Genomic DNA, 11,508 nt, shown 5'->3' with positions numbered 1-11,508 from the left:
CTAAAATCCTGCATAGCTCAACAGAAGGGTGTCGCGATCAAATCCTCGAGCGCTCTTCGAGATGCGCTCGACAGCAAAAGCTATGCCGATCGTATCGTCCGAACGGCCGGGCAGCAGACCCTTATAGCCGATCCCGGCATCGAGGTAGAGGTCGAGCAGATTGCGACCCGAGGGCGAACCGGACAGGCGCACGAACACGCTGGCGCCATCGTTCGGGTCGTCGGGCTCCCGGTAGATGGTCTGATCGACGATGCCGTAGATGCCACTATTGCCCCGGAAGCGGCGCGCAAGGCCGCTGCTGGATGGGTTCGCAAGCGAGCCTCCGCTCCGATCGAAGCGTGGGCTGCCGAAGCGACCGAAATGATGCCAGCCGCCGAGCGTCACGGTGCCCGGCTCGACGTTGTCGTCGGCCTCGAGGCCGTAGGCATACGCGGCCTCCGCGATCACCAGGGCAGGGTCGTTCGTGCGGAAATTCGTGCCGGTGCGGTTGCGCCGCTGCGGATCGGGGCGGTTGTCGGGGCGCAGCGGTCCCGCCGGGTCACCATCGTAGATGCCGGCTTGCAGCGAGAAATTCCGGTTCGGCACGTACTTCGCCCGCACGGCCGGAACGGCAAGCGGATAGATCGGTCCGCCGCTCGGAATGACGGAGGCCATGATGTTGGGCCAGCCGAAGGTCGAATTGAGGAACAGGGTTCCGGTTTGGCTGACCGCGAACTCCGTGTCGGTCGCGAGTTGGCCGACCCTGATCCCGAGTTGGCCGTCGAAAAACCTCTGCTCGACCCAGAGTTCGTAGAGGCGCGAGGATGGTAGCGCCTCGATCGCGCTGACCGACATGAAGTTGTTGACGAAATAGCGTGACAGGCCGGTGCCGTGAATCTGGTAGAGGTTGGTGTGGAAAGCCGCGCCGTGCCAACCCATCAGGGTGTCCAGGTCGGCATCGAACTGGAAGTCGAGACGGCCCGCGGCGATGCCGCCGCGCCGTGCGCCGCCGGTGACGTTGCCGAAGCTCTCGCCGACATAGGTGAGGCTATACGCGATACCCCTCGTCCTCAGGAAGCTGCGGGCACCAAATGGATCGCCGTACGGCTCCAGCGGATCCTGGATCGAGGTGTTCAGGTTAGCGGAAGGCCTGGCCGAGAAGTCGGGCTGCGCCACCGAGGTCTGGGGATCGTTGCCGGCACCCCCGGGTCGGCCACGGAAGTTCGGTTCGAACGCGATCCGTGCCGCCTCCTCGGGAGGCGTTTGGGCCCATGCCGCCTGGGTAGCCATAGCCAGGGCCAGCCATAGGACGAGGGGACGCTGCAAGGGCTGCATGGGGACGATCATTCTTGGGACACACGCCGCCGGCGCAGGGCAGATCCTCATGCATAGCCCCACTTTGATGACGCTACGCCAGTCGCTGGTCTGCCGTCCCGCACCAGTATCTTGAAGCTCATCGCCTCGGGCGCACCACCTGATCTCCTGCCTTACGGTCAAGATTTGCCGCCCAAGAACGCGATGCACAAATGGCCGAGGGCTCACTCGTCTACGCGCAGGGGTTGCCCGCTGTCGACTGGCAGGCGAGCCGCGATGACCTCCTGCCGCGTCGGCAGACTGCGCGTGTCCCAGCCACCCCCTAAGGCCCGGATCAGCGCAATGGCCGTGGTGAAGCGGCTGGCCTGGACCTGCAGTGCTGCGACGCGGTTGCTCAACTCCAGCGCCTGCGCGGTCACCACCGTGGTGTAGTTTTGTGTGCCCGCCCGGTACTCGTTGAGCGCGATCTCCACGGCGCGGCTGGCGGACGCCACGGCAGCCTGCCGCACCACCTGCTGCCGTGCCAGAATGCGCACTCCTGCCAAGCCGTCCTCAACCTCACGGAACGCCGTCAGCACCGTCTGCCGGTACATCGCGACGGCCGCCTCATAGGCGGCCCGCGCCGCCTGCTGGGCGGCCGAGCGGGCGCCGCCGTCGAACAAGACCTCCGTTGCGGCCCCGGTCACCGACCAGAACTGGTTCTCGGCCGCAAACAGCGCAGCGGTCGGATCGCCGGAGAGGCCCCCTGAACCCGACAGGCTCACGCTCGGGTAGAAGGCCGCCACAGCGACGCCGATCTGCTCGCTCTGCGCCTGCACCAAGCGCTCGGCTTGGGCCACATCCGGGCGCCGCTCCAGCAGCGTCGAGGGCACGCTCACGGGTATGCTGGGCGGCCGTGCGGCGAGTTGCCCGCGTGGGATCGTGATCTCCGAGGGAGGCCGGCCGCTCAGGACCGCGATGGCATGCGCGAAGGTCGCCTGGTCCAGCTCAACCGCGATGCTCAAGGCCTCGGTTGTCTGGAGCTGGGTCTGCGCGGTGATCACGTCCGAGCGGGCGGCGACACCGGCCGCGTACTGGTTCTGGGTGATCGCTAGGCTGCGCTTGTAGCCCGCGACGGTGTCGTTCAGGAGCCGCCGGAGCGACTCCTGATAGCGCAGCTGGAAATAGTTCGTGGCGAGTTCCGCTTGGCTCGTGAGGCGCACGAGCGCGAGGCCGGCAGCGCTGGCCTGAGCGGAGGCCGTGCCGCTCTCGATCTGGCGGCGAATGCGGCCGAACAGGTCGAGCTCCCAACTGGCCGAGCCTTGCAGGGTCAGGGTGGTCTCTGCCTCGTTGCCACTCCCGGATTGCCGGATGCTGGGTGCACCGATCATGGTCGGGAAGAGCTGGGCGCGCGCCTGCCGGACCACGGCTCTGGCCTGCTCGTACCGAGAGATTGCTTGGCGCAGGGTCTGGTTGTCGACGTCGATGGCGCGGATCAGGCCGTCGAGGACCGGATCGCGGAAGACCGACCACCAGTCGCCGCGCGGGACCGCGTCGCTCGGCCTGGCCGCCCGCCAACCTGGCTCAGGGGAGCCGGAGGCTTCCTTGAAAGCCAGCGGGGTCTCGGCCGAGGGACGCGCATAGTCCGGTCCGACGAGGCAGGCCGAGGTCAGGCCGGCAAGCGTCATCGCACCGACGAGGCGCAAGCCCAGCGCACCCATCACCTGCGGGGCCGCCGGGTGGCGGCTGGCGGGTCCTGGAGGGCCCCGGTGTCGCGTGTGGACCGGCCGGGCAACCTGACAATCTCGGCCATGACGTCCAGCGTCCTCCCTTGCATCAGCGTTCCGACCGTTGAGCACGGTCCACGCGGTGTTCGCCTCAATGGCGGCGCGCCACATCGCGGTTCGCCCGGATCCAGTGGGGCGAGAGGATGTCGCCCTCTTCGGTCACGATCCAGGGCCTCGCCTCCGAGTCGTGCAGCGCGTCCACAGCCGCGGAGAGCGCCTCGCGCAAGGTTGCGAACGCCCGGCCCTGTCGGGTCTGTGCCGTCCCTGCTCCAAGCCAGATCGTCAGCTCAGCCCGTTTGTCGAGGTCGTCGGCCGTCATGCGTGGCTCCTGCCGTGTTGCGCGGAGCTAACGCCGGCAAGTGGCATCCGTTGGGCGGGCATGTTGCGGCTGTGCGTCCGGTGTGGCCGCAAGCGCGAGCTGTCCGGCGGTCGCACATTCCGTTCAGGTGCAGTTCAAAGGCGCACGCCTAGCCTGAGGACACGACGACACGATGCCCGTGCCGTTCATCAGGAGACAATGCACATGACAGATGCGCCTCGCTTCGGAGCGGCCCTGACCGCCGGTCTGTTCGCCTTGGCGGTCGGTATCGGCTTCGTGTCGCTGTCGGACCCGGCCGCCGCTCAGGGTCATGGCTATGGCCAATCCCGTGGGCACGGCGGATCCTACAGCCGCCACGGCGGCTTCGGTCGGCCCGGCTATTCCGGGGGCCATGGACGCTCTTACGGCCGCCATGGAGGTTCTGGTCGCGGCTTTGGGTATGGAGGAGGTCACAGACGCTCCTCCGGCGGCCATGGCGGTTACGGAGGACAGGGCCACTGACCCTGCTTCGCTCCCAAGCGGACCATGCGCGCCACGGTCGGCGCGACCGAGCCGGTGTTGATGAGAGCGCCCCGGAACAAGGCAGAGCGGGGAGCGTCCGGTGAAAACGTGGCACGGCCGCCCAGCATCGTCGCGACTGCCGACGTCACGGAGGCGCCTGCTAGGTCCTCGCCGTAATCCAGAGTGTATCGGGATATCCGCTCGGCGTCAGTGAGGATCGGGATCCCAATTCGAACTTGAGCGTTAGTGCTCGCGGCTAAGACTAAGGGAGGTCGTGATGACAATGAAAATGCCTACGGTTTTGCTGTTGACCGCAGCGCTTACGCTCGCACCGGCGGCAGCCATGGCTCAGCACATTGACGTCAATCCAGGCGGGGTGCAGGTGCCGGGAGGCTCACACGGGCCCCACGTCGTGGAGGAGCACCGCGATGGCGGCCACCAAGAGCGCCGGGAAGGGCGCCACGAGGAGCGTCGTGAAGGTCACGAACGTAGCACGCACCATGAAGAGCGTCACTGAGGACGGCTGATCGGGAAGTCGGCAGATATTGCCCGCGCCGCGTACGCGATGTAAAAACAAGCTTGGTACCGGTGCATCAAAATATCCAATACCTGCGAGCTGAAACTAAGTTTTTGGACCACGGAGGCGGCGATATAAAGCGCGCGCCGCGTCCATGTAGTCCTGGTCCTGATTTTTGGCGCAGAAGGCTCGCAGGAAATCTACTTGCTCCTGCAGCGGAAAGGATGGAGGCGTGAGATCAAGTCCCTCGTCCACGCCCTGAGGAGCCCGGATAAGCGCTCCGCTCATGAAGCCCTGTGCCCATGCGAAGTAATCACGCTGAAGCGCAGGATTTTCTCCTATCTCCTGATTGAAGTGGGCGCAGGTCGAGGCGCCAAGGCCAACGATCTTGACGGTATCGGCCGTAGCAGGACTTGATAACAGAATGCCAATCGCCGACGTGACGCTCAGGATCGGAATACTCGTTCGGTTCATCTCATGATCTTGAAGTGGCGTTCATCGAACGTCAACCGAAGCGCCCCGCCCCGGCCCAGGTTTTTGCCCAGCCCCGCTCGAGCGCCCCGGCATACCGTAGCGCCTCAACCGTAATATCTACGTCAAGACCTTCCCACGAACGATCGGCCGTCGAGGCGATGGCATCGCAACGGCTCACTAGAGATGTTTGGTCCCGCTGTGTGGTGATACAACTGATGCCGCATGGAGGGACGCGCTATGGGACAGGTTCTCCACGGCAGTAATTACTCACGCCCGTAGTGGCTGTGTTCAGGCGCCGACGGTCTTGAGGATGGTGCCGAAGGGGCTGGCGCCTGTGAGGCGTGCGGTATCGACGACGGTTCGGATATCGGCTTCGCCCTCGGCGGCCCACATGGCGCGGTAGCCGTTGGTCATCTTCCGCTGGACGACGGTCGGGCGCAGCAGCCGTTCCGAGCCGTTGTTGGTCGGCTCGACCTGGCCGGGATGGGCGAGGAAGACCAGAAGTTGGTCGCGGGCGCGGCCGATCTTGGCCTGCAGACCGCGCGTCAGGTCGCAGCGGCTTGGTTCGGCGAGGATGGCGCCGAGCTGCCGCTCCAAAGTTCGGCGCTTGGCGGCCCGCGTCGAAGTGGCCAAGTCGGTGACGCGCTCGGCCAGCGCGAACACGGATTGCAGCCAGAGTTGCAGGCGCCAGGGCACAGGGTCGTCGCTGGTCTCGACGACGTAGGCGACGTCGCGGGCGAGATGGGCGAGGCAGGTCTGGTGCTGGGCCGCATGGCCCTGCTGGGCGGTGTAGCGGTCCGAGATCCAGACCGAGGGCCGGTGCCCATCCATCATCGCCCGCACCACGACGGCGCCCCGCGTCGGGGAGGCCGTGTGCACCACCGCGTCAGTCGAGTGGAAGACCCAGTGGTAGGCGTTGCTGCCTTGGATGCCCACGCCGGTCTCGTCCGACGCAACGACGGCGGCACGGCGCAGCATCGCGACGGCGGCCTCGCGACCGGAATGGAAGCGGCCCTGCGCACGGCGGAGCAGGTTCATCAGGCCGCCCTGGCTGAGCCTCAGTCCGAACAGGTCGGACAGCGCCGCCTGCAGCCGCTCGTAGGAGAGCGCCTGGAAGGTCTTGAGATAGGTCGCCACCGCATGCAGCCGTGGCCCGAACGGGGTGTCGCGCGCCGCCTCCGGCACCGGCGCGACCATCCGTGCTCCGCAGGACGGACAGTGCACGGCAAGACGCCGATGCTGCGTCACCACCGGTGCGACCTCCGGCAGCTCGATCCGCTCAGACAGGCTGACGACCTCGGCCGACAGCTCCCTGTGAAGAGCGCCACCGCAGCACGAGCAGCGGTCGGGGCGATGATCGACCACCGCATCGGGATCGTCGGTCATGACGCGGCTGTGACCCTCGTGACCAGGCTTGGCGCCACCGGGCCTGGATTGCTCGCGCCGGTCCTTGTGATCGGTCGCCGGCGGCTTCGAGGAGGTGCGCGAGGTCTTCTCCGGTCGCTGCAGCCGCAGCACCAGCTCGATCAGTTCCTCGCGGCTCAACCGCTCAAGATCGCTGCGGCCCATCCCACGAAGGAATCAGCGAAATCCAACCTGCGCAAGAGGGTGAGGTCCACGCGATGCGAGGCGAAGCGGCACGCGCCAACTCGCGCCCGGACATACCCCGTGGGTAATTACCTTCAAGGCGCATCGGCAAACTCCACCAGGGCTGCCACTCGCACCAAGCTTCGCCAGCTTCGGACAAGGCTGCACTCATAGGCCTTGAAGTCCCGGAGATGCGGATTGGAGTTTGAAGTGACAGGCGTCTATCTCTTTGATCTTGTGTCGCAGCAGGCTCGCTACCTTGCGGTCCGTCAGTCCATGATTGCTGGCAATGTCGCCAACGCGAATACACCGGATTACAAAGCGCGTGACGTCCTGCCCTTCGCCGAAGTCATGGCCCGCACGGCTACGGCTAGCCTGTCGACGACAGCAAGCGGCCACCTGAACGCAGCAGACCCACCATTTAGCGCAACGAAGATCAAGGCTTCCGATGCCTGGGACGCGCTTTCGACCTCAAGCTCCGTCAGCCTCGAGCAGGAAATGCTCAAGGCCAGCGAGGTCAGCCGAGACCATTCCCTGAATATAGCGATCACGAAGGCATTCGACCGCATGTTGATGTTGAGTCTGAAGGGCTCCTGACGATCTTTTCTTATCTTTCCCACAAATCTGGACAAGCGCTTTCTGAATGACCAGCGGATAAACTTGCGCGACGAACGCAGCAGCCGAGTGCGTGATGCGAGTCAGGCTCATCGGCGAGAGGCAACCAGACGAAACCAGAGCCTACCTTCCAGCCATGATTGAACTCGCACGGTATCCTTTTGAAGCGTTCACCTGCTCGACTGCATGATCTCACTGCTTCCGGCTGCGGACCAGGGCCATTCGGCCGATCCAGATGGGATGCTCCGATACGCGGCGCACGCCCGTGAAGCCCGCCTCCGACAGGAACTTCGGCCATGTCCCCGACGTATGGGATCTGGTCGCCTCCGCACCATAGAGCAGCTGGGTGATTCGCAAGATCACATCTTCTCGCGAGGCCTTCGGCCGGTCGATGTCCGCCGCTAAGACGATGCCGCCCCTTCGAACGATCCGACGAAGCTCTCGCAAGTTATTGATTTTGTCCTCCGGTTCAAGACCATGTAAATTGAGAACCAACATGGCCTTGTCGAACTGACCTGCACTGAACGGCGTTCTTCTCGCATCCTCGAACGTCATAGCTTTGTAGTTGGGTAAGTTCATGCTAGATGCGCGCTTGAACGCTTTCGCGATCCGACGCCGATTGAACTCCACCGCAGTGAATTCGGTGTCTGGGAAGCGATCCGCATAATACAATGCGCGCAAGACGCTTCCAGGGCCACAGTCGAGAATGCATTCGCCGGGCCTTGGTACGAGTGCCTCCGAAAGTGGGACATACCATTTTGGGTCATCCAGAAGACAGGCATCGACCAGCATGCGGAAAGTCCCCGAGAGCCATTGGCCACGGACTTGCCGGCTGGCCGACACCTGAGTGTGTATGAGATCGGTTTGGCTCTTGGCATACAAGAAGCCTGTCGTGCTCTTGCCAGCCTGCACCTTCAGCATTCCCGTCGGGCAGAGAAGGGCGCTCTATCGGAGCAAATTTCAACGCCGGCGTCCGAGACCAGCCTCTCGACCTTGGCCTGCATTACCTTGCTCTGCTCCTCGGCAGCCATCCGTCGGTCGCACGCCGTCCAGAGATCCTTGACCTGATCGAATAAGCCTGTGCCCGTTGAACAGCGGGGTAACTCCGTGAAGCGCAGGGTCTCGCACTGGCTGAGCACGTTTGACTCCGCGCGCCGGCTGCTGTTGCCGATCTGAACATCGTTGAACAGGGTTTGGTTTACGGTGAGCGCCGCCCCACTCGGACGTGTGGTCTGCTTCAAGCCCCTGCCGGCCAGGTTCTTTCCGCCGACGAAACCCCTATGCCGGCCTGGACGGCCACGGTCGGGCGGTAGCCTGCCCGCACCCAGGCCATGGTCTCGTCGGTCGCCCGCACACCCGCGCAGCCCGTATTGGCCTGCGGATTGACACTGTAGACCCGCACGAGCGCTCTCCAGCGTCTCGGCCCGAACGCAGATGGCCGCTGCCCCGATCGCCGTCAGCGCGGCTAATCCCATGGCAACGGGCCGATGCCTCACCGGCAGCCCGTCTGGCACGAGCAATGCGCTCTGGAGGTGGCAATCGTCCTCCCTCTGCGAACTCGGGGCATGCGAACCGGTTCGGCGAGGCGGCATAGGCATCATGGGGTCGTCGCCTTGTGCAAGGCGGAGGTGTGAACGGTGGCAGGATGGCCCGCGCCGGCTTCGTGCGCCGCGGAGCATTTTTCGTACTGATCGCCGGTGGCGATCATGATCAGCCGCTTGCGGCCGCCATCGACGGAACGAACTGCCAGGAGCGTGTGTCCGCCGGACCAGACCACAGTCTCCGGTCTACCATCCTTGACGGGTTCGCCGTGGCGCCGGACCCCTTCCTGGTAGATGGGCTCGTAGCGTGCGGAGAGTTCGGCTTCCGGGAAGTCTCGGCTGACCCAGATGACCTGCTGCAGGCCTTCGTCCCGGCAGATCTCAAGGACGACCTGCTGCGTGTCCGGCCCGGAAGCCGGCGGCTGCCCATGAAAGTAGAACAGGGCCGTGATGTTGGCCTCCCGATCCGCCATAGACGGCTTCGGCACCGTCGTCACAGGCCCCCAGGACAACCCAAATGGAGCCTCCGCGGCCTGCGCCAAGGCCGTGCTGCCCAGCGAGAGCAGTGCCATCGCGAAGATGGGGCGGATCCCTCTCGAACCCGCCCGGCCTTCTGATGCGGCACGGTCCGGACCGGATCTGTGACTTCGCCCAAGACGTAGGGGCTTCTGAGGGGACATGATCGCCTCACTCCGCGGCCGGCCTGAGCGGCGGATAGGCGCGATCCCTGGTCGCGTCCTTCACGGAGGATTTCGGGGTCTCCTTGCCGCCGAAGCGCGCGTAGAGCGCCGGCAGCACGATAAGCGTCAGTAGGGTCGCGCTGATCAGGCCGCCGATGACCACGGTGGCGAGCGGCCGCTGCACCTCAGCCCCCGTCTCAGTAGCCAAGGCCATCGGCACGAACCCGAGCGAGGCGACCAGAGCGGTCATCGCCACGGGCCGCAATCGGGTCATGGCGCCCTCCAGGATCGCCTCGCGCTTCGGCCGCCCCTCGGCGATGAGCTGCTTGATGAAGGTCAGCATCACGAGGCCGTTGAGCACCGCCACGCCCGACAGGGCGATGAACCCCACCGCGGCCGGGACGGAGAACGGCATGCCGCGCAGCCACAAGGCCGCGATGCCGCCGGTCAGCGCCAGGGGCACCGCGCTGAACACCAGGAGCGCGTCCCGCGGTGAGCCAAGCGCCGAATAGAGCAACAGGAAGATCAGGAAGAAGCAGACCGGAACCACGATCATCAAGCGCTGCCGGGCCGAGGCGAGGTTCTCGAACTGCCCGCCCCAAGCAACATAGTAGCCGGCCGGCAGCTGCACCTGTTGCGCAACCTTGGCCTGCGCCTCGGCCACGAGCGAGCCGATATCGCGCCCGCGCACGTTGGCGGTCACGACGACGCGGCGTTTGCCGTTCTCGCGGCTGATCTGGTTCGGCCCCTCCGTGACGGAAAAGCTCGCCACCTGCTTCAGCAGCACCGAGGCGGCCCGCCCGTTCGGGCCGGGCGGGAGCGCGACGGGCAGGTTCTCCAGCGCCTCGCGATCCTCGCGGACCTTGTCGGTCAGGCGCACCACGATGGGAAAGCGCCGGTCGCCCTCGAACACCACGCCGGCTTCCCGCCCGCCAATCGCCGCGCCGATCACCTCCTGGATCGCCCCCGTGCTGAGGCCTAAGCGCGCGGCCTCAGCCTTGTTGATCCTGATCTCCAGGAAGGGCAGGCCCTGCGTCTGCTCGACCTTGACGTCCTCGGCGCCCGCCGTCCCCTTCAGGATGGCCGCGATCTGGTTGGCCACCTTGAGCATCGGCTCGAACTCCTCGCCGAACACCTTCACGGCGAGGTCGCCACGGGTACCGGCCAGGAGCTCGTTGAAGCGCAGCTGGATCGGTTGCGAGAACTCGAACACGTTGCCGGCCAAGGCGCCGGCGGCTTTCTCAATCTGCTCCTGCAGCTCGGCCTTGGACAACTCTGGGTCCGGCCACTCCTCCTGGGGTTTGAGGATCACGAAGGTGTCCGAGGAGTTCTGCGGCATCGGGTCGGAGGCGACCTCGGCCGTACCCGTCTTCGAGAAGACGTAGGCCACCTGCGGGAACTTCGAGACCGCCTGCTCGATCTTGAGCTGCATGGCCTGGGACTGGGACAGCGAGGTCGAGGGGATGCGCAGCGCGTTCATGGCGATGCTCTTCTCGTCGAGCGTCGGGATGAACTCCGCGCCGAGCCGGGTGAACAACACGCCGGCCCCGGCGAGCAGCAGGAGCGAGCCTAGGATGAACGCCATCGGGGCCCGCACAGCCCCGGCCAGGGCCGGGCGATACGCCGCCTTGAACCCCCGGATGATGAGGTTGTCCGTCTCGGTGACCTTGCCGGTGATCACGATGGCGATCATGGCCGGCACGAAGGTGAGCGAGAGAACGAAGGCCGCGACCAACGCGATGATGACGGTCAGCGCCATCGGCTCGAACATCTTGCCCTCGACGCCCGTGAAGGTGAGGAGCGGCACGTAGACGAGGATGATGATGGCCTGCCCGAACAGCGACGGCTTGATCATCTCCTCGGCCGAGGCCCGCACCGTGGCGAGCCGCTCCTCGAGCTCCAGCTTGCGCCCAAGTTCGTGCTGCTTCTCCGCCAAGTGCCGGAGCGAGTTCTCGGCGATGATCACGGCGCCGTCGACGATGAGGCCGAAGTCGAGGGCGCCCAGGCTCATCAGGTTGGCCGAGATCTTCGCCTCGACCATGCCGGTCATGGTCATCAGCATGGCGACCGGGATGACCAGCGCCGTGATGATGGCGGCTCGGATATTGCCGAGCAGCAGGAACAGGATGACGATGACGAGCGTCGCGCCCTCGGCGAGGTTCCGGGCCACCGTCTTGATGGTGGCCTCGACCAGCAGCGTCCGGTTGAGGACCGT

Annotated in this window: 11 protein-coding genes; 1 reads left to right on the top strand and 10 read right to left on the bottom strand. The window is 65.4% G+C overall.

Annotation, left to right across the window (positions count from 1 at the left end; genetic code table 11):
• From MZTS_RS16155 to tnpC, 5 genes are all read right to left on the bottom strand, one after another.
• Positions 1-1,326, bottom strand: coding sequence for a carbohydrate porin (locus tag MZTS_RS16155; protein ID WP_246482137.1), 1,326 nt, complete (start codon positions 1,324-1,326; stop codon positions 1-3).
• A 191-nt stretch (positions 1,327-1,517) separates the two neighbouring features.
• A complete protein-coding gene (locus MZTS_RS16150; RefSeq protein WP_048447846.1) occupies positions 1,518-2,993 on the bottom strand; it encodes an efflux transporter outer membrane subunit in 1,476 nt (491 codons plus the stop codon).
• Between the two features lie 157 nt (positions 2,994-3,150).
• Positions 3,151-3,378 (bottom strand): hypothetical protein, encoded by a 228-nt coding sequence (locus MZTS_RS16145; RefSeq protein WP_048447847.1) that lies wholly within the window; start codon positions 3,376-3,378, stop codon positions 3,151-3,153.
• A 1,123-nt stretch (positions 3,379-4,501) separates the two neighbouring features.
• Complete coding sequence (locus MZTS_RS16140) at positions 4,502-4,870, bottom strand: hypothetical protein (protein WP_083469526.1); 369 nt, start codon at positions 4,868-4,870, stop codon at positions 4,502-4,504.
• Between the two features lie 288 nt (positions 4,871-5,158).
• Positions 5,159-6,439, bottom strand: a complete 1,281-nt coding sequence (gene tnpC, locus MZTS_RS16135; RefSeq protein ID WP_048447848.1) for an IS66 family transposase — start codon at positions 6,437-6,439, stop codon at positions 5,159-5,161.
• Positions 6,440-6,655: 216 nt separating this feature from the next.
• Here tnpC and flgB point away from each other — a divergent pair, with 216 nt between their 5' ends.
• Positions 6,656-7,054: a flagellar basal body rod protein FlgB gene (gene flgB / locus MZTS_RS16130; protein WP_210329328.1), complete on the top strand. Its 399-nt coding sequence runs from the start codon at positions 6,656-6,658 to the stop codon at positions 7,052-7,054.
• 210 nt (positions 7,055-7,264) lie between these two features.
• Here flgB and MZTS_RS16125 read toward each other — a convergent pair whose 3' ends face one another.
• From MZTS_RS16125 to MZTS_RS16105, 5 genes are all read right to left on the bottom strand, one after another.
• Positions 7,265-7,993 carry a class I SAM-dependent methyltransferase gene (locus MZTS_RS16125; RefSeq protein WP_083469527.1) on the bottom strand — a complete coding sequence of 243 codons (729 nt, stop codon included), beginning with the start codon at positions 7,991-7,993 and terminating at the stop codon, positions 7,265-7,267.
• Positions 7,987-8,313: a hypothetical protein gene (locus MZTS_RS16120; protein WP_135419748.1), complete on the bottom strand. Its 327-nt coding sequence runs from the start codon at positions 8,311-8,313 to the stop codon at positions 7,987-7,989. The genes MZTS_RS16125 and MZTS_RS16120 overlap by 7 nt, the downstream gene beginning before the upstream one ends.
• Complete coding sequence (locus tag MZTS_RS16115) at positions 8,310-8,474, bottom strand: hypothetical protein (RefSeq protein WP_192284629.1); 165 nt, start codon at positions 8,472-8,474, stop codon at positions 8,310-8,312. The genes MZTS_RS16120 and MZTS_RS16115 overlap by 4 nt, the downstream gene beginning before the upstream one ends.
• Before the next feature lie 195 nt (positions 8,475-8,669).
• The gene (locus MZTS_RS16110) at positions 8,670-9,086 is read right to left on the bottom strand and encodes a threonyl-trna synthetase (RefSeq protein WP_236012818.1); all 417 of its coding nucleotides are present in this window, start codon (positions 9,084-9,086) and stop codon (positions 8,670-8,672) included.
• A 214-nt stretch (positions 9,087-9,300) separates the two neighbouring features.
• On the bottom strand, positions 9,301-11,508 hold a 2,208-nt coding region (locus tag MZTS_RS16105; protein ID WP_192284628.1), incomplete at its 5' end, for an efflux RND transporter permease subunit.

Origin of the sequence: Methylorubrum zatmanii, assembly GCF_014845115.1 — a bacterium.
Classification (GTDB): domain Bacteria; phylum Pseudomonadota; class Alphaproteobacteria; order Rhizobiales; family Beijerinckiaceae; genus Methylobacterium; species Methylobacterium zatmanii.
This window is presented reverse-complemented; position numbering and strand designations above follow the sequence as displayed.